The sequence below is a fragment of the Streptomyces sp. JNUCC 64 genome, from assembly GCF_054484115.1.
The window spans coordinates 5,810,278-5,827,719 of the sequence record NZ_CM137015.1; the positions used below are offsets into that span (position 1 = coordinate 5,810,278).

Annotated in this window: 15 protein-coding genes; 13 read left to right on the plus strand and 2 right to left on the minus strand. The window is 73.3% G+C overall.

The window, feature by feature from the left end:
* Positions 1-159: 159 nt before the first annotated feature.
* From ACVWNX_RS24040 to ACVWNX_RS24055, 4 genes are all read left to right on the plus strand, one after another.
* Entirely contained in the window at positions 160-522 is a 363-nt protein-coding gene (locus ACVWNX_RS24040) for a histidine triad nucleotide-binding protein (RefSeq protein ID WP_454414911.1), read from the plus strand.
* A 3-nt stretch (positions 523-525) separates the two neighbouring features.
* Positions 526-1,428, plus strand: a complete 903-nt coding sequence (locus ACVWNX_RS24045) for a ribonuclease Z (RefSeq protein WP_454409820.1) — start codon at positions 526-528, stop codon at positions 1,426-1,428.
* A gap of 216 nt (positions 1,429-1,644) precedes the next feature.
* The gene (locus tag ACVWNX_RS24050; RefSeq protein ID WP_454409822.1) at positions 1,645-2,295 is read left to right on the plus strand and encodes a TetR/AcrR family transcriptional regulator; all 651 of its coding nucleotides are present in this window, start codon (positions 1,645-1,647) and stop codon (positions 2,293-2,295) included.
* Positions 2,292-3,539 carry a DUF418 domain-containing protein gene (locus tag ACVWNX_RS24055; RefSeq protein ID WP_454409824.1) on the plus strand — a complete coding sequence of 416 codons (1,248 nt, stop codon included), beginning with the start codon at positions 2,292-2,294 and terminating at the stop codon, positions 3,537-3,539. Before ACVWNX_RS24050 ends, ACVWNX_RS24055 begins: the two co-directional genes overlap by 4 nt.
* A 52-nt stretch (positions 3,540-3,591) precedes the next feature.
* Here the strand turns inward: ACVWNX_RS24055 and ACVWNX_RS24060 are convergent, their stop codons facing one another.
* Positions 3,592-4,650, minus strand: a complete 1,059-nt coding sequence (locus ACVWNX_RS24060) for an aldo/keto reductase (RefSeq protein WP_454409826.1) — start codon at positions 4,648-4,650, stop codon at positions 3,592-3,594.
* A gap of 105 nt (positions 4,651-4,755) precedes the next feature.
* Between ACVWNX_RS24060 and ACVWNX_RS24065 the strand changes: the two genes are divergently transcribed.
* The 7 genes from ACVWNX_RS24065 (at position 4,756) to ACVWNX_RS24095 (ending at position 14,675) form a co-directional block, all read left to right on the plus strand.
* The gene (locus tag ACVWNX_RS24065; RefSeq protein WP_454409828.1) at positions 4,756-5,382 is read left to right on the plus strand and encodes a TetR/AcrR family transcriptional regulator; all 627 of its coding nucleotides are present in this window, start codon (positions 4,756-4,758) and stop codon (positions 5,380-5,382) included.
* Positions 5,383-6,269: 887 nt separating this feature from the next.
* Complete coding sequence (locus ACVWNX_RS24070) at positions 6,270-8,483, plus strand: glycosyl hydrolase family 18 protein (RefSeq protein ID WP_454414912.1); 2,214 nt, start codon at positions 6,270-6,272, stop codon at positions 8,481-8,483.
* A 325-nt stretch (positions 8,484-8,808) separates the two neighbouring features.
* Entirely contained in the window at positions 8,809-10,224 is a 1,416-nt protein-coding gene (locus tag ACVWNX_RS24075; RefSeq protein WP_454409830.1) for a carbohydrate kinase family protein, read from the plus strand.
* A gap of 125 nt (positions 10,225-10,349) precedes the next feature.
* Positions 10,350-12,497: a PhoH family protein gene (locus ACVWNX_RS24080; RefSeq protein WP_454409832.1), complete on the plus strand. Its 2,148-nt coding sequence runs from the start codon at positions 10,350-10,352 to the stop codon at positions 12,495-12,497.
* A 12-nt stretch (positions 12,498-12,509) separates the two neighbouring features.
* Positions 12,510-13,007 (plus strand): rRNA maturation RNase YbeY, encoded by a 498-nt coding sequence (gene ybeY / locus ACVWNX_RS24085; RefSeq protein WP_454409834.1) that lies wholly within the window; start codon positions 12,510-12,512, stop codon positions 13,005-13,007.
* A 4-nt stretch (positions 13,008-13,011) separates the two neighbouring features.
* Positions 13,012-14,322, plus strand: a complete 1,311-nt coding sequence (locus tag ACVWNX_RS24090; protein WP_454409836.1) for a hemolysin family protein — start codon at positions 13,012-13,014, stop codon at positions 14,320-14,322.
* Complete coding sequence (locus tag ACVWNX_RS24095; protein ID WP_454409838.1) at positions 14,319-14,675, plus strand: MmcQ/YjbR family DNA-binding protein; 357 nt, start codon at positions 14,319-14,321, stop codon at positions 14,673-14,675. The genes ACVWNX_RS24090 and ACVWNX_RS24095 overlap by 4 nt, the downstream gene beginning before the upstream one ends.
* On the opposite strand, the gene ACVWNX_RS24100 is transcribed toward ACVWNX_RS24095, so the two are convergent.
* Positions 14,672-15,655: an IS481 family transposase gene (locus ACVWNX_RS24100; RefSeq protein ID WP_454411746.1), complete on the minus strand. Its 984-nt coding sequence runs from the start codon at positions 15,653-15,655 to the stop codon at positions 14,672-14,674. The two genes, ACVWNX_RS24095 and ACVWNX_RS24100, sit on opposite strands and share 4 nt — an antisense overlap.
* 192 nt (positions 15,656-15,847) lie before the next feature.
* On the opposite strand from ACVWNX_RS24100, the gene ACVWNX_RS24105 reads away from it, so the two are divergent.
* Both ACVWNX_RS24105 and era read left to right on the plus strand, forming a co-directional pair.
* Positions 15,848-16,195: a cytidine deaminase gene (locus ACVWNX_RS24105; RefSeq protein WP_454409840.1), complete on the plus strand. Its 348-nt coding sequence runs from the start codon at positions 15,848-15,850 to the stop codon at positions 16,193-16,195.
* Between the two features lie 216 nt (positions 16,196-16,411).
* On the plus strand, positions 16,412-17,371 hold the full coding sequence (gene era / locus ACVWNX_RS24110) for a GTPase Era (protein WP_454409842.1): 960 nt from the start codon (positions 16,412-16,414) through the stop codon (positions 17,369-17,371).
* Positions 17,372-17,442: the final 71 nt, after the last annotated feature.

Here is a 17,442-nt window from a genome sequence, read left to right on the forward strand (position 1 = left end):
TCGCCCGCCCGATCCGCCCGGATAGCATGCCTCCGGGCCCGGACGCCGTCCCGGGCCCGGGGGCGCCCGCCGTCCCGCCCCCGCAGCACCCCGCTCCATCCCGCTCCGCCCCATCCGCTCAGCTCCGACACCGCGAGGAGACGACCCGACGTGACCGATGTGACCGACCAGGCCGGACAACCGCAGGCCGACTGCCTGTTCTGCAAGATCGTGGCCGGTACGGTCCCGGCGACCGTCGTCCGCGAGACCGAGACCACGCTGGCCTTCCGGGACATCAACCCGCAGGCCCCGACGCACGTCCTGGTCATCCCCAAGCTCCACCACCCCGACGCGGCCTCGCTCGCCGCCGCCGCGCCCTCGGTCGCCGCCGACGTGCTGCGGGAGGCCGGGGAGGTCGCCGCCGCGCACGGCTCGGACAGCTACCGCGTCGTCTTCAACACCGGCTCCGGCGCGGGCCAGACCGTCTTCCACGCCCACGCCCACGTCCTGGCGGGCCGCGGCCTCCAGTGGCCCCCCGGCTGACCCGTGTCCGTCCGTGAACTCGTCGTCCTGGGGACTGCCAGCCAGGTGCCCACCCGGCACCGCAACCACAACGGCTATCTGCTGCGCTGGGACGGCGAGGGCATCCTCTTCGACCCCGGGGAGGGCACCCAGCGGCAGATGCTGCGCGCCGGGGTCGCCGCGCACGACATCCACCGGATCTGCGTCACCCACTTCCACGGCGACCACTCGCTGGGGCTCGCCGGGGTGATCCAGCGGATCAACCTGGACCGGGTCCCGCACCCGGTCACCTGCCACTACCCGGCCTCGGGCCAGCGGTACTTCGACCGGTTGCGGTACGCCACCGCCTACCGCGAGACGGTGCCGCTGACCGAGGCGCCCGCCACCGCGGACGGCGTCCTCGCCGACCCGGGCCCGTACCGTCTGGAGACCCACCGGCTCTCCCACCCCGTCGAGTCGTACGGCTACCGGCTGGTGGAGCCGGACGGCCGCCGGATGCTCCCCGAGCGCCTCGCCGCCCACGGGATCACCGGCCCGGACGTGGGACTCCTGCGGCGCGCCGGGGAACTGCGCGGGGTGCGGCTGGACGAGGTGAGCGAGGTGCGGCGCGGCCAGCGGTTCGCGTTCATCATGGACACCCGGCTGTGCGAGGGAGTGGGTGTCCTCGCGGAGGGCTGCGACCTGCTCGTCATCGAGTCCACCTTCCTCGCCCCGGACGAGGCCCTGGCCGTGGACCACGGTCACCTCACGGCGGCCCAGGCGGCCCGGGTGGCCGTCGAGGCGGGGGTACGGCACCTGGTGCTCACCCACTTCAGCCAGCGGTACGACGATCCGGACGCGTTCGCCGCCGAGGCGCGGGAGGCGGGGTTCACGGGGGAGCTGACGGTCGCCTCCGACCTGGCCCGGGTCCCGCTGCCCAAGCGTTAGGGGCCGGTCCGCCCGGCTCCCGGGTCCCGGGTTCCGGATCTCGGGTCCCGGTCCGCTGCCCCTCAGGCCCCCGCGCTCTCAGGCTCCCGTCCTCAGGCCCCCCCGTCCTCCGACCCCTGGCCCTGGCAGGCGCGGGGGAGGGGGCGGCGGGGACGGGAGGCCGGGGCACGGCCGGGGGCTATTAATTAACTGACTGCTCAATGTAAGATTCGGTGCATGCGAACCGTGAACCCCGCCCAGCGCGCGGCCAAGCGGAAGGCGCTGCTCGACGCGGCCGCCGTCTGCTTCGCCGAGCGTGGCTACGAGGCGACCCGCACCGCCGACATCTGCGCGGCGGTCGGCATGAGCTCCGGCAACCTCTTCCACTACTTCCGCTCCAAGCACGAGGTTCTGCTCGCGCTCGTGGAACGGGACGGGGAGGAGACGGCGGCCTCGGTGGCCGGACTGGCGCTGGCCGAGGACCCCTTCGCCGCGCTGCTCGCCTTCCTGGAGGAGGTGTGCGCGCTGGCCGCCGACCCCGCCTTCGCGGGGCTTGCCCTGGAGATCTCCGCCCAGGCCCACCGCGACGAGGACGTGGCCGTCCGCTTCAAGGCCAACGACCGCTCCTTCCGCGACGGCCTCGCCGCCCTGGTCCGCGCCGCCGACACGGCCGGACAGCTCCGTACGCCCATGACCTCCGACGCGGCGGCCACCTGGCTCGCCGCCCTGGTCGACGGGGTGTTCGCCCGGGTCGCCGCCGACCCGGAGTTCCGGCCGCGCGACCAGGCGGCGGTACTGCGCCGCATGGTCACCGCGCTGCTCCAGGAAGAAGACCCGGACGGCGACGACCGCCCGGGAGGACGTCCGGACGGGGAGGGCATGTCATGACCGGACCGGGGGGACCGGGCGGACTCAGCGGAACCGCGGGGACGGCCGGTACCGGTACGGAGGTGGTGACCGGGACGGCCGGGCGGCTCCTCAACGTGGACGCCCTGCGGGGTTTCGCCCTCCTCGGCATCCTCGTCGTCAACATCTGGGTGTTCGCCGACCCGCACTACGCGACCCCCACCGGCAACCCGCGCTACGACTCGGGGCTGGACCACGCCGTCCGCTTCACCATGTCCCTGCTCTTCGAGACCAAGTTCTACCTGCTGTTCTCGTTCCTCTTCGGCTACAGCTTCACCCTCCAGATGGGCGCGGCCGAGCGGGCCGGAGCCTCCTTCCGGCCCCGGATGCTGCGCCGCCAGGCGGGCCTGCTGGCGATCGGCCTGCTGCACGGAGCCCTGCTCTACTACGGCGAGATCCTGTCGCTGTACGCGCTGCTGGGGCTGGTCCTGCTGGCCTGCCGGGCGATGGCGCCCGCGCGGGCGGTGCGGACGGCGGTGGCGCTGCTCGGCACGGTCGGCGCGGGCTGGCTGCTGCTGGGCCTCGCCGACCTCGCGGACGGCGGTTCGGCCGGATCCGCCGGATCGGCGGCCGCCGACAAGCTCGCCGCGTTCGGCGGGGACGCGGCGGCCACGGCGGGCTTCCACTCCGGGCACCTGGCGGAGACCTTCGCGGCCCTCGTGGTGATCCAGGGCGCCGGCGCGCTGGCGATGTTCTTCCTCGGCCATGCGGCGGGCCGGGTGCGGCTCTTCGCGGAACCCGAGCGGTACCGGGTCCCGCTCCGCCGCGCGCTGCTGGTCGGCGGGCCGGTCGGGCTGGCGGGCGCGGCCGTCTACGCCGCCTCGGCCGTCTACGCGCAGGGCTCCGCCCTGGAGACCCTGGCCTTCGGGATCGGCCAGCTCACCGCGCCGCTGCTGACCGCCTCGTACGTGGCCGCCGGGCTGCTGCTGTTCCGCACCCGACCGGGCGGCGCGGTGGAGCGGGCCCTCGCCCCGCTCGGCAAGACGGCCCTGACGAACTACCTCCTCCAGTCGGCCGTCCTCGGCGTCCTGTTCACCGGCTACGGCTTCGGTCTGGTGGACCGACTGGCCCCGTCGGCGGTCGTCGCGGTCGTCCCGCTGGTCTACGCCGGGCAACTCCTGCTCAGCCACTGGTGGTTGCGCGCCCACCGCTACGGCCCCGCCGAATGGGCCCTGCGGGCGGTCACCGTCTGGCGGGTGCCCGCCTGGCGGGAGCGGCGGGGGTAGGCGACCGCCACCGCTCCCCGCGCCCCGGTCCCGGGGAGGGGCGCGGAGCGCGTCAGACGGCGGCCGGGGGCGGGGTCCCGCCCAGGGGCGGGGCGAGACGGGCGAAGCCCTCCTGCCGGTAGTAGGGGAAGTACGGGTAGGGCGCCGTCTTGTCGCTCGCCGCGTCGAGCCTCGCCCGCTGGTCGGGCGTGAGCGTCCAGCCGACGGCGCCGAGGTTCTGACGGAGCTGCTCCTCGTCGCGGGCGCCGATGATGACGGAGGAGACGGTTGGCCGCCCCAGCAGCCAGTTGAGGGCGATCTGGGGAACGGCCCTGCCGGTCTCCCGCGCGATCCCGTCGAGCGCGTCGACCACGCGGTAGAGGTGCTCGTCGTCGACCGGGGGCCCGTAGTCGGCGGTGCGGTGCAGTCTGCTGGTGGCGGGCGGCGGCTGGTGGCGGCGTATCTTGCCGGTGAGCCGTCCCCAGCCGAGCGGACTCCAGACGAGCGCCCCGAGGCCCTGGTCGGCCGCGAGGGGCATCAACTCCCATTCGTAGTCGCGGCTGAGGAGGGAGTAGTGGACCTGGTGGGCGACGGGGCGCGGACGGCCGTACCGCTCCGCGACGGCCAGGGACTTCATCGCCTGCCAGCCGGAGAAGTTGGAGATCCCGGTGTAACGGACCTTCCCCGCCCGTACGAGGTCGTCGAGCGCGGACAGGACTTCCTCGACGGGGGTTCCGGCGTCGAAGGCGTGCAGTTGGAACAGGTCGATGTGGTCGGTGCCGAGCCGCCGCAGGGCGTCCTCGCACGCGGTGATCAGCCGTGACCGGGAGGTGCCCGCGTCCCCCGGGCCGTCGCCCGTCGGCAGGCCGGTCTTGGTGGAGACGATCACCCGGTCCCTGCGGCCCTTGATCGCTTCGCCCAGCACCTCCTCGGACGCGCCGCCGGAGTAGACGTCGGCGGTGTCGAACATCGTGACCCCGGCGTCCAGGCAGACGTCCACGAGGCGGCGGGCCTCCCGCACCCCGGTGTCGCCCCAGGCGCCGAAGAGCGGCCCCCGGCCGCCGAAGGTGCCCGCCCCGAAACTCAGTACGGGGACCTTGAGTCCGGACGCGCCCAGCCTTCTGTACTCCATGGCCACTCCTCGTCTACCGGTCCGCATGGCTAACGGTTCTGTGGTTCCGTTAACCTGGCTTCAACGTAGCAGACCGTCAGCATCTAATGAAACTGGAGTCCCGTTATGGAATCGGACGGCGCGGAGCCGGGAACCGTGCGGCCGGGTGGGCGCACGGCGCGGGTGCGGGACGCGGTCCTCCGGGCGGCCGGGGACGCCCTGGCCGAAGGGGGCTTCGCCCGGCTGGACCTCGCCGATGTCGCCCGCCGCGCCGAGGTGGGCAAGACGACCGTCTACCGGCGCTGGGGGACGGTGACGGGCCTGGTGGCCGATCTGCTGGTGGACATGGCCGAGCAGTCGTCACCCCGCGCCGAGACCGGTTCGCTGCTCGGTGACCTCACGGCCAACGCCCGGCTGGTGGGGCGCACCCTGGCCGCCCCCCGGCAGGGCGCGCTGTTCAAGGCCGTGATCGCGGCCGCCGTCTGCGAGCCGAGGACGGCCGAGGCCCTGCGCCGCTTCTACGACGTCCGCGTCGAGGAGTGGGCTCCCTGCGTCCAGCAGGCCGTCGACCGGGGTGAGCTGCCCGAGGGCACCGACCCCCACGAGGTGATCCGCGCCGTCTCCGCCCCCCTCTACTACCGTCTGCTGACCGGCGGTGACCCCCTCGACGAGGCCGCAGCGGACCGGGCCGCCGTGGCCGCCGTGGCCGCCGCGCGCGCGGGGGCGTACCTGCGGGGCGGAGGGTCCGGCTGACCGGCCCGTACCCCGCCCTGCCGTCCGCCGCGCCCGGCGGTCCGGCGGGCGCGGGCGCCCGTGTCCCCGTCCGTGCCCCGTCCGGCTCCGTCGGAGAACTGGCGCAATCGATGCCGTCCCGGTGGGTTCACGGAGTGGTACGGACCAAGTAGCTTCAGATTGGTCATGTACATGAAATCGTGCTGACTCCCTCCGTGCCGCTCCGGACCCGAAGCCGTGACCCCCACCGTCCGTCCGGACCCGAACCCCCGGACGGCACGGCCACGGCTCCGGTCCGGCGTCCGGCCCGCCGGGCGCCCACGGCACCCGCGCCGTCCGGACACCCGCACCACTGGCACCGCGCCACCCGCACCGCCAGCACTGCCCGCACCACTCGTCCCAGCCGAACGCACCGCTCCTCCCGATTCCTCCACACCCACCAGGGAGAGCCCATGTTCCGCAGACGCGCCACCCGTCCCGCCCGGACCACCCGCACCGCACCGACCGGCGGACCTCCCGCCGAAGCCGCCCTCACCGAGACCGGCGCCGAGACCGGCACCGCCGCGCTCGCCTCCACGCCTCAGCCCGACGGGCTCCCCGCCCCGGGGACGGGTCCGGGAGCCCGGCCCCGGTTCCGGTCCGCCGCCCGGTTCCGGACCGCCCTCCGGACCCGGGGCGCCCGGCTCCGGGCGGGCGCCCACACCGTGGTCCGCGCCGGGGCGCCGACCCGCACGCCGACCCGCACGCCGACCCGTGCGTCCACCCGTCCGGCCGTCCGGACACCCGTTCCGCCCGCCGCCCGGGCGGCCGGGGTCCTCCAGGTCCGCCCGGCGGCGGCCCCCCGTCCGGGCGGCGCCCGCCGCAGACTGCTCGCCCTGCTCGCCGTCCTGCTCCTCCCGCTCGCCTCGATGACCGCCCTCGCCAGCCCCGCGCAGGCCGCCGGGACCCTCACCGCCGGGTTCACCACCCAGAACAACGGGTCCTGGTGGAAGGGCACGTACGTCATCCGGAACACCGGCACAGCGCCCGTCACCGGATGGACGCTCACCTTCCGGCTGCCGCCCGGGGTCACCCTCAGCGGGAACTACCACGGGGACGCGACCGTCAACGGCGACAAGGTGACCGTCAAGAACGCCTACTACAACGCCACCATCCCGGCCGGGGGCACCAGCGAACCCTGGAGCTACTGGTTCATCGCCAACGGACCGATCGCCGCCCCCACCGGCTGCACCGTCAACGGCGACAAGTGCGACGGCACCCCCGACGTCCCGCCCACCGCCCCCGGCACCCCATCGGCCACCGCCGTCACCGCCAGGACCGCCGCCCTGACCTGGACCGCCGCCAGCGGCGGCGACTACCCGGTGGCCTCGTACGAGGTGCTGAGCGGCGGCACCGTCCTCGCCACCACCGACAGCGTGGGCGCCACCCTCACCGGACTGACCCCGGCCACGGGTTACACGGTCACCGTCCGGGCCAAGGACACCCGGGGCAACACCGGCCCCGCCAGCCCCCCGTTCACCTTCCGCACCGTCGACCCGGCCTCCGACCCCGTACCGCCCACCGCGCCGGGCAACCTCCGGACGACCAGCAAGACCTCGTCCACCGTCCTGCTCGCCTGGGACGCGTCCACCGACAACGTGGCCGTCGCCGCCTACGACGTCTACCGGGGCACCACCCTCGCCAAGACCGTCACCGGCACCACCGCCACCGTCGACGGGCTCTCCCCGGCCACCGCCTACACCTTCACCGTCAAGGCCCGCGACACCGCCGACAACTCCTCCCCGGCCTCCAACGCCCTCCGGGTCACCACCGACGACGTGGCCGGCGCGGGCAACTACTACAAGGTCGGCTACTACACCCAATGGGGCATCTACGGGCGGCAGTTCTTCCTCAAGAACCTCGACACCTCAGGCGCCGCCGCCAAGCTCGACGTCGTCAACTACGCCTTCGAGAACATCGACCCCACCAATCTGACCTGCCAGGCGGGCGTCACCAAGGGCGGCACCGGCAACCCGCAGGACCCCAACGAGGGCACCGGCGCGGGCGACGCCGACGCCGACTACGCCCGGCCCATGTCGGCCGCCCAGTCCGTGGACGGGGTGGCGGACGACGGCTGGGCCAAGCTGCGCGGCAACTTCAACCAGATCAAGAAGCTCAAGGCCAAGTACCCGCACCTGAAGTTCGTGGTCTCGCTCGGCGGCTGGACGTACTCCAAGTTCTTCTCCGACGCGGCGGCCACCCAGGCGTCCCGCGAGAAGTTCGTCCGGTCCTGCGTCGACGTCTGGATCAAGGGCAACCTGCCCGTCTACAACGGCGCGGGCGGCCCCGGCACCGCCGCCGGGGTCTTCGACGGCATCGACATCGACTGGGAGTGGCCGGGCGCCGAAGGACACCCCGGCAACAACTGGGGCGCCGCCGACAAGGACAACCTGACCGCGCTGCTCGCCGAGTTCCGCAAGCAGCTCGACGCGCTCGGCGGCGAGCACCGGCTGCTCACCGCGTTCACCCCCGCCGACCCCGCCAAGATCCAGGCGGGCTGGGACCTGACGAAGATCTTCGACCACCTCGACTTCGCCAACGTCCAGGGCTACGACTTCCACGGCGCGGGCAGCGACAACTCCTGGGAGCCCAACCGCACCGGCCACCAGGCCAATCTGCGCCGGGACGCCCAGGACCCGTACGCCTTCGACTTCAGCGTCGAGAAGGCGATCCAGACCTATCTGGACGCCGGGGTGAACCCCCGCAAGCTCACCGTGGGGGTCCCGTTCTACGGCCGGGGCTGGAAGGACGTCGCGGCCGGACCCGCCGGGACCAACGGCGAGTGGCAGTCCGCGAACGGCGCGGCGCCCGGCCAGTTCCCCGAGGAAGCGGGCACCCGCGGCTACCACAACCTCATCAGCAACTTCCCCAACATGACCATCCACCACGACGAACAGTCCGGAGCGACCTACGGCTACACCGGACCGGGCGGCCAGTGGTGGTCCTTCGACGACGCCTGGGCCATCGGCAAGAAGGCCGAGTGGATCAGGTCCAAGGGCCTGCTCGGGGCCATGGTCTGGGACATGTCCGGTGACACCCCGACCGGAACCCTGATGAACGCCCTCCACACCGGTCTCCCCTAGCCGCACCACTCCACGGGCCCGGCCGCCCACTCCCCACGACGGCCCCGGCCGGGCCCGTACCCCCTCTGAGCCCCGCCGCCGCCCCCCGCCCCCGTTCCCCGCCCCCGTTCCCGACGCACCGGCCGACCGGCCGGGCCCGGGAGCGGGGGCCCTCCCGTTCCCCCGCCGCGTCCCGAGCGCGACCGTGCCCACCCGGAGAACCGCCCCGAGGACCCGCCCGCGAACCCGGGGGGGCGTTTCGTGCGGTTCGGGCCGAGGTGCCCGGACCGTCGCCCCATCGGGCACACTGGCCCCAACCCGCACCACTCAGGGGGAACACACCGTGATGACGCACGTCGGAGAGCCACCACAGCGAGCCGGCGGGGCCGGGGCGCCCGGACCCACCACCTCCGCCCCCGACGCCACCACCCCCGCCCCGGAACCCGCGCCCACCCCGGTGACCAGGCCGAAGGCGCCACCGAAGCCCACGACCGACCCGGCCGCCACCCCAGCGACCGACCCGACGGCCACCCCGACGACCGACCCGGCGGCCACCCCCGCGTCCCCGCCCGCGCCCTCGGCGTCCTCGGCGCCCTCCGCCCCGCCCGCCGAGACCCCCGCCGAAGCCGAACTGGAACGCCGGGACGGCGCCCCGAGGACCCGCCCCCGCCCCCGGCACGACCCGCTCGCCGCCCTGCGCGCCCCCGACGACCCGCCCTGGGACGTCCACCTCGCCGGTCCCGTCTTCCTGGACATCATCTTCACCGGCCTGGACTCCGCCCCCGTCCGGGGCACCGAGTCCTGGGCCCGCGGCATGGGCTCCAGCCCCGGCGGCATCGCCAACATGGCCACCGCCCTGGCCCGGCTCGGCCTGCGCACCTCGCTCTCCGCCGCGTTCGGCGACGACCACTACGGCGACTACTGCTGGGACGCCCTCGCCCAGGGGGAGGGCGTCGACCTCACGCCCTCCCGCCGGGTCCCCGGCTGGCACTCCCCGGTCACCGTCTCCATGGCCTACGAAGGCGAACGGACGATGGTGTCCCACGCCCACGAGCCGCCGCCCCCCGCCACCGACCCGGACCCCGGCGCCGCCGCCACCCGGGCCCGGGCCGCCGTCGTCTCGCTCTCCCCGGGCGCCCGGGACCCGTGGATCGCCCGCGCCGCCCGGGCCGGAACCCGGCTGTTCGGGGACGTCGGCTGGGACGAGACCGGCCGCTGGGACCTCGACGCGCTGCCCGACCTCGCGCACTGCGAGGCGTTCCTGCCCAACGCGGAGGAGGCGATGCGCTACACCCGCACCACCTGCCCCCGCGCGGCGGCCCGCGCCCTCACCGAACGCGTCCCCGTCGCCGTGGTCACCCTGGGCACCGAGGGCGCCTACGCCGTGGACGGCCGCACCGGCGAGACCGCCGAGGTGCCCGCCATCGCGGTCGAGGCGCTCGACCCCACCGGCGCCGGGGACGTCTTCGTCGCCGGGTTCGTCACCGGCACCCTCGCGGGCTGGCCGCTCGCCGACCGGGTGGCCTTCGCGGGCCTCACCGCCGCGCTCTCCGTCCAGGAGTTCGGCGGCTCGCTGTCGGCGCCCGGCTGGACCGAGGTCGCCGCCTGGTGGCGCCGGGTGCGCGGCTACGGCCCCCAGGACCCCGCCGCCCTCGCCCGGTACGCCTTCCTCGACGCCCTAGACCCCGCGCTGCCCGCCACCGACCGCCCCTGGCCGCTGCGCCGGGCCGTGCCCACCATCGGCTTCCGCAGCACCCCCTGACCCCGCCCCCGCCCCGGAAAAGGGCTCGGTGCCCGTCCGGGCCACGTCGTACCCTGGGCAGTGCACGGGCGTCCCACACGACGCGCCCCCGTTCGAGGAGGACGAGCAGGCCACAGCGCCGGCCCATGACGCAGACACCCACAGCCCACGCATCGGCACCGGGCCCGGCCCGCGCCCGGTTCGCCGTCCCGGCCAAGCACCCGATGGTCACCGTGCTCGGTTCCGGGGACGCGCTGCTGCGCGTGATCGAGAAGGCCTTCCCGGCGGCCGACATCCACGTCCGGGGCAATGAGATCAGCGCTGTCGGCGACGCCCGCGAAGTCGCCCTGATCCAGCGGCTGTTCGACGAGATGATGCTGGTGCTGCGCACCGGGCAGCCGATGACGGAGGACGCGGTGGAACGCTCGATCGCCATGCTCAGGGCGAGCGACAGCGGCGAGGGCGACGGGCCGGAGACCCCCGCCGAGGTCCTCACCCAGAACATCCTGTCGTCACGGGGCCGCACCATCCGCCCCAAGACCCTCAACCAGAAGCGCTACGTCGACGCCATCGACAAGCACACCATCATCTTCGGCATCGGCCCCGCGGGCACCGGCAAGACCTACCTGGCCATGGCCAAGGCCGTCCAGGCCCTCCAGTCCAAGCAGGTCAACCGGATCATCCTGACCCGCCCCGCGGTGGAGGCCGGCGAACGCCTCGGCTTCCTGCCCGGCACCCTCTACGAGAAGATCGACCCGTATCTGCGTCCCCTGTACGACGCCCTCCACGACATGCTCGACCCGGACTCGATCCCCCGGCTGATGGCCGCCGGAACCATCGAGGTCGCGCCGCTGGCCTATATGCGCGGAAGGGCGCAGCCCGTCTTCACCAAGGTGCTGACCCCCGACGGATGGCGCCCCATCGGCGACCTCCGGGTCGGTGACCTGGTGGTGGGTTCGAACGGCGAGCCCACCCCGGTGCTCGGCGTCTACCCCCAGGGCGAGAAGGACATCTACCGGGTGACCGCGCAGGACGGCGCCTGGACCCTGTGCTGCGGGGACCACCTGTGGACCGTGCGCACCGCCTCGGACCGGCGGCGCGACAAGCCCTGGCGGGTGCTGGAGACCAAGGAGATGATCGGCCGCCTCCGTGCCGGGCACGCCCGCCGCTACGAACTGCCGCTGCTCACCGCCCCGGTCCGGTTCCCGGAACGCCCGGTGCCCATGGACCCGTACGCCCTCGGTCTGCTGCTCGGCGACGGCTGTCTGACCGGCACCACCACCCCGGCGTTCGCCACCTCGGACACCGAACTGGTGGAAGCCCTGGAAGCGGCGCTGCCCGGGGTCCTCGTCCGCCACCGGGGCGGCTACGACTACGTCCTCAACCGGATCTCCGCCCCCGGTGACGTGATCACTCTGGAGAACCCGGTCACGGCCATGCTCCGGAAACTGGAACTGTGGGGGACCCGGTCCCACACCAAGCACGTCCCGGAGGACTACCTCCGCAACACCCCCGAGATCCGCCTCGCGCTCCTCCAGGGGTTGCTGGACTCCGACGGAGGGCCGGTCACCCAGGCCGACCGTTCGTGCCGGATCCAGTACACGACCACGTCGATCCTGCTGCGGGACGACGTCGTCGCCCTCGTCCAGTCGCTGGGCGGGGTCGCCTACGCCCGCCGCCGTTCCGCCGCCGGGCGGGCCCCGGGCCAAGCGGCCGGGCGTCCCGTCGAGCACCGCCGTGACGCGCACGTCCTGGACATCCGGCTGCCGGAGGGCGTCGAGCCGTTCCGGCTGCGCCGCAAGGCGGAGAAGTACCGGGCCACGGGCGGCGGCCGTCCGATGCGGTTCGTCGACTCCATCGAACCGGCGGGCCGGGAGGAGGCGGTGTGCATCCAGGTGGCGGCGGAGGACTCCCTCTACGTCACGGAGAACCACCTGCTCACGCACAACACCCTGAACGACGCCTTCATCATCCTCGACGAGGCGCAGAACACGAACCCCGAGCAGATGAAGATGTTCCTCACCCGCCTCGGCTTCGACTCCAAGATCGTCATCACCGGTGACGTCACCCAGGTCGACCTGCCGAACGGCACCAAGTCCGGACTGCGGCAGGTGCAGGACATCCTGGACGGCGTCGAGGACGTCCACTTCTCCCGGCTCACCTCCCAGGACGTGGTCCGCCACAAGCTCGTCGGCCGTATCGTCGACGCGTACGAGAAGTACGACCACGCGAACGGCACCGAGCACGGCGCCGACCGCGGTCCCCGACCGGGCCGCGGCGGCCGAGGGAAGTAGACCAGCACCACCATGGCGATCGACGTCAACAACGAATCCGGCACCGAGGTCGACGAACACGCGGTCCTCGACATCGCGCGCTACGCGCTCGCCCGGATGCGGATCCATCCGCTCTCCGAACTGTCCGTGATCGTCGTCGACGCCGACGCCATGGAACAGCTGCACATCCAGTGGATGGACCTGCCCGGGCCCACGGACGTCATGTCCTTCCCGATGGACGAGCTGCGGCCCCCGTCCAAGGACGACGAGGAGCCCCCGCAGGGACTCCTCGGCGACATCGTCCTCTGCCCCGAGGTCGCCGAGCGGCAGGGCCGCGAGGCCCCCACCGGGCACACCATGGACGAGGAGCTGCAACTGCTCACCGTCCACGGAGTGCTGCACCTGCTCGGCTACGACCACGAGGAGCCCGACGAGAAGGCCGAGATGTTCGGCCTCCAGGCCGCGATCGTCGACGGCTGGCGCCAGGAGAAGGGCCTCACCGGCCCCTCCCCGGCACCCACGGTCTCCTGAACCCGTGAGCGTCCCCCTCGTCCTCGGCGCGGTGCTGCTGGTCGTCGTCGCCTGGCTGGCGGCCTGCGCCGAGGCGGGACTCGCCCGGGTCTCCGGCTTCCGCGCCGAGGAGGCGGCCCGCGCGGGCCGCCGCGGCGCGTCCAAGCTGGCGCGGGTCGCCGCCGACCCCACCCGCTACCTCAACGTCGCCCTGCTGGTCCGGGTGGCCTGCGAGATGGCCGCCGCCGCCCTCGTCACCTACGCCTGCCTCCAGGAGTTCGACCGCACCTGGGAGGCGCTGCTGCTGGCGATCGGCGTGATGGTCCTGGTCTCCTACGTCGCGGTCGGCGTCTCCCCGCGCACCATCGGACGCCAGCACCCGGTGAGCACCGCCACCGCCGCCGCCTACGTCCTGGTGCCGCTGGCCCGGGTGATGGGCCCCGTCCCCTCCCTGCTGATCCTGCTGGGCAACGCCCTCACCCCCGGCAAGGGCTTCCGGCGCGGGCCGTTCGCCTCCGAGGCTGAACTGCGGGCCATGGTCGACCTCGCCGAGAAGGAGTCGCTGATCGAGGACGACGAGCGCCGCATGGTGCACTCCGTCTTCGAACTCGGGGACACCCTGGTGCGGGAGGTGATGGTCCCGCGTACCGACCTGGTCGTCATCGAACGCTGGAAGACCATCCGGCAGGCCCTCACCCTGGCGCTGCGCTCCGGCTTCTCCCGCATCCCGGTCACCGGCGAGAACGAGGACGACGTCATCGGGATCGTCTACCTCAAGGACCTCGTCCGCAAGACGCACATCAGCCGGGACGCCGAGGCGGAGCTGGTGTCCACGGCGACGCGGCCGGCCGCCTTCGTCCCCGACACCAAGAACGCGGGCGATCTGCTGCGGGAGATGCAGCGGGAGCGCAACCACGTCGCCGTCGTCATCGACGAGTACGGGGGCACCGCCGGGATCGTCACCATCGAGGACATCCTGGAGGAGATCGTCGGGGAGATCACCGACGAGTACGACCGCGAGCTGCCGCCCGTCGAGGAACTCGGCGGCGGCCGTCACCGGGTCACCTCCCGCCTCGACATCGGCGACCTCGGCGAGCTGTACGGGCTGGAGGCGTACGACGACGAGGACGTCGAGACCGTCGGCGGACTGCTCGCCAAGGCCCTCGGCCGGGTGCCGATCGCGGGGGCGTTCGCCCGGGTCACCCTGCCGGACGGCCGGGAGCTGCGGCTGACCGCCGAGTCCGCCGCCGGACGCCGCAACAAGATCGTCACGGTACTGGTGGAGCCGTTGGCCTCCGACGGCGGAGAGACGGGACCGGGGGCGGGGCGACGGTGACCCCCGGACGGTTGCGCGCGCTGTGCCTGTCGTTCAACGCGGCCGTGGAGGAGTTCCCGTTCGGCCCGGAGGTCGCCGTTTACAAGGTCGGCGGCAGGATCTTCGCCCTGACCCGGCCCGACGTCCGGCCGCTCACCGTGAACCTGAAGTGCGACCCGGAGGACGCGGTGCGGCTGCGCGCCGCCCACCCCGGGACCGTGGTGCCCGGCTACCACATGAACAAGCGCCACTGGAACACGGTCACCGTGGGGGAGCTGCCCCCGGGGCAGGTGCGGGAACTGGTCGAGGACTCCTACGACCTGGTGGTCGCCGGACTGCCCCGCGCCGAACGACTGCGCCTCGACCGTCCCTAGGTGTATTGACCCGGAGTGTTGTTGACGCGGCTGATGGGCGGGTGTCCGTCGAGTGCGGTGTGGCAGCGGTGGTGGTTGTAGGTGTGGAGGAAGTCTGCCAGGGCTGCTGTCCGCTCGGTGTTCGAGGTGTAGGGCCGCTGGTAGGCCCACTCCTCGAGGAGGGTGCGGTTGAAGCGTTCGACCTTGCCGTTGGTCTGCGGCCGGTAGGGCCGGATCTTCTTGTGGGCGATACCGGCCGCGGTGAGGGTCTGGGTGAACAGCTTGGCTTTGTAGCAGGAGCCGTTGTCGGTCAGGACGCGTTCGACGGTGATGCCGTGGGCGGCGAAGAACGCGTTCGCCCGCTGCCAGAAGCCGATCGCGGTGTGCCTGCGTTCGTCGGTGAGGACTTCGCTGTAGGCCAGGCGGGAGTGGTCGTCGACGGCGGAGTGGATGTAGCTGTAGCCGATCACTGGCGTGCTGCTTCTGCGCTGGCCGGTGGTGGCCTGGCGGTTGCGGTCTCCGGCCGTGCGGCCCACGATGCGCCAGCCGCCGCCGTCGGGAATGTTGCCGAGTTTTTTGATGTCGACGTGGACCAGTTCGCCGGGCCGGTCGCGTTCGTAGCGGCGGATCGGTTCGCCGGTGGGCCGGTCGAGCCAGGCCAGCCGGTTCAGGCCGTGGCGGGCCAGGATCCGGTGGATCGTGGAGGCGGGCAGGCCCAGGATCGGGCCGATCCGGGCCGGGCCGAGTTTGCGGCTGGTCCGCAACTGGCAGACACGTGCCTCGACCGTGGCGGACGTGCGGTGCGGGGTGGTGCGGGGTCGGCTGGAACGGTCGTGCAGGCCCGCCTCTCCTTCGAACCGCCAGCGGCGGAGCCATTTGTGGGCGGTGGGACGCGATATGCCCATCTCCGCGGCCACATGCGCGACAGGGCGGCCGGCGAGGACACGTTCGACCAGGATCCGTCTGCCGTGAACGGTCAGCCGGGCATTACGGTGGGACACGAAGACCTCCGTGTGGTGAAGCCTAGACACCTCCACCACACCGGAGGTCTTCGCCATGATCAAGACCAACCAGCGTTAACAACGCTCGTGATCAATACACCTAGGCCGTAAGAAGAAGGTCCGGGCGCCCCTCTTCCCGATCGTGCCGGGCTCGGCTCCCGGGGAGTGCCGACGGCCGCTTAAGCTGGGCGCATGAGCGAGAGTGAACTGGGCGCCGAGGACCGCAAGATCGTGACCCTCGCGCGGTCCGCGCGGGCGCGCAACGGGGTGGCCGAGGGGGCCGCGGTGCGGGACGAGACCGGGCGGACCTACGTGGCGGGGACGGTGGACCTCCCGTCGCTGCGGCTGAGCGCCCTGCGCACCGCCGTCGCCATGGCCGTCGCCTCCGGCGCCACCTCGCTGGAGGCCGCCGCCGTGGTGACCGCCGAGCCGTCCGCGACGGACGAGGACCTGGCGGCCGTCCGCGACCTCGCGGGCGCCGGGACCCCGGTCCACCTGGCCGGTCCGGACGGCACCCCGCGCCTCACGGTCACCGCCTGACGCCTTCCCGCCCCGCCCGCCGGCCGGCTGACGACCGTCCGCCCGGCCATCCGCCGCCGGACCGGTGACCGTGCCCCCGACCGTCCGCCGCCCGGCCGGCGGTCGTGCCGCCGGTGATCCGCCGGTCGTGTCCCGGTCGTCCGTCGGCCGGGGCGGGTGCCGTCCGCGACCGCCGCCCGGCGGGCTGTGTGCGGCGGGCCCCGTCGATCGGGGACAATGGGCGTCATGAGCGTCCGTACCCCGTCATCCGAGCCCGCCGAGGCCACCCACCGGTCTGGCTTCGCCTGCTTCGTGGGGCGGCCCAACGCGGGCAAGTCCACCCTCACGAACGCGCTGGTCGGCCAGAAGGTCGCGATCACCTCCAACCGGCCGCAGACCACCCGGCACACCGTCCGGGGCATCGTGCACCGCCCCGACGCCCAGCTGGTGCTGGTGGACACCCCCGGGCTGCACAAGCCCCGGACGCTGCTCGGCCAGCGGCTCAACGACGTGGTCCGCACCACCTGGGCCGAGGTGGACGTGATCGGTTTCTGTCTGCCCGCGGACCAGAAGCTCGGCCCGGGTGACCGTTTCATCGCCAAGGAACTCTCGGAGATCAAGCGGACCCCGAAGGTCGCGATCGTCACCAAGACCGACCTGGTCGACTCCAAGACCCTCGCCGAACAGCTCATCGCGGTCGACCAGCTCGCCCGTGAGCTGGGCTTCGAGTGGGCCGAGATCGTGCCGGTGTCGGCGGTCGGCGACCAGCAGGTGGACCTGCTGGCGGACCTGCTGGTCCCGCTGCTGCCGAAGGGCCCCGCGCTCTACCCGGAGGGCGACCTCACCGACGAGCCCGAGCAGGTCATGGTGGCCGAGCTGATCCGCGAGGCCGCCCTGGAGGGCGTCCGGGACGAGCTGCCGCACTCCATCGCGGTGGTCGTCGAGGAGATGCTGCCCCGCGAGGACCGCCCCGCCGACCGGCCGCTCCTCGACATCCACGCCTTCGTCTACATCGAGCGGCCGAGCCAGAAGGGCATCGTCATCGGCCCCAAGGGCAAGCGGCTCAAGGAGGTCGGGATCAAGTCCCGCAAGCAGATCGAGGCGCTGCTGGGCACCCCGGTCTTCCTGGACCTGCACGTGAAGGTCGCCAAGGACTGGCAGCGCGACCCGCGCCAGCTCCGCAAGCTCGGCTTCTGAGGCGGCGGGGCCGGGCCGGGGTCGCTGAGGCCGCCGGGCTCGCCGGGCCCGGGGCCGCAGGGCGCTGATCC

Bases quoted from the DNA above. Each gene is read 5' to 3' on its own strand.
- ACVWNX_RS24070 (WP_454414912.1), top strand. From the start codon at position 6,270: ATGACCGCCCTCGCCAGCCCCGCGCAGGCCGCCGGGACCCTCACCGCC.
- era (WP_454409842.1), top strand. From the start codon at position 16,412: ATGGGCGTCATGAGCGTCCGTACCCCGTCATCCGAGCCCGCCGAGGCC.
- ACVWNX_RS24075 (WP_454409830.1), top strand. From the start codon at position 8,809: ATGACGCACGTCGGAGAGCCACCACAGCGAGCCGGCGGGGCCGGGGCG.
- ACVWNX_RS24055 (WP_454409824.1), top strand. From the start codon at position 2,292: ATGACCGGACCGGGGGGACCGGGCGGACTCAGCGGAACCGCGGGGACG.
- ACVWNX_RS24080 (WP_454409832.1), top strand. From the start codon at position 10,350: ATGACGCAGACACCCACAGCCCACGCATCGGCACCGGGCCCGGCCCGC.
- ACVWNX_RS24060 (WP_454409826.1), bottom strand. From the start codon at position 4,650: ATGGAGTACAGAAGGCTGGGCGCGTCCGGACTCAAGGTCCCCGTACTG.
- ACVWNX_RS24065 (WP_454409828.1), top strand. From the start codon at position 4,756: ATGGAATCGGACGGCGCGGAGCCGGGAACCGTGCGGCCGGGTGGGCGC.
- ACVWNX_RS24105 (WP_454409840.1), top strand. From the start codon at position 15,848: ATGAGCGAGAGTGAACTGGGCGCCGAGGACCGCAAGATCGTGACCCTC.
- ACVWNX_RS24050 (WP_454409822.1), top strand. From the start codon at position 1,645: ATGCGAACCGTGAACCCCGCCCAGCGCGCGGCCAAGCGGAAGGCGCTG.
- ybeY (WP_454409834.1), top strand. From the start codon at position 12,510: ATGGCGATCGACGTCAACAACGAATCCGGCACCGAGGTCGACGAACAC.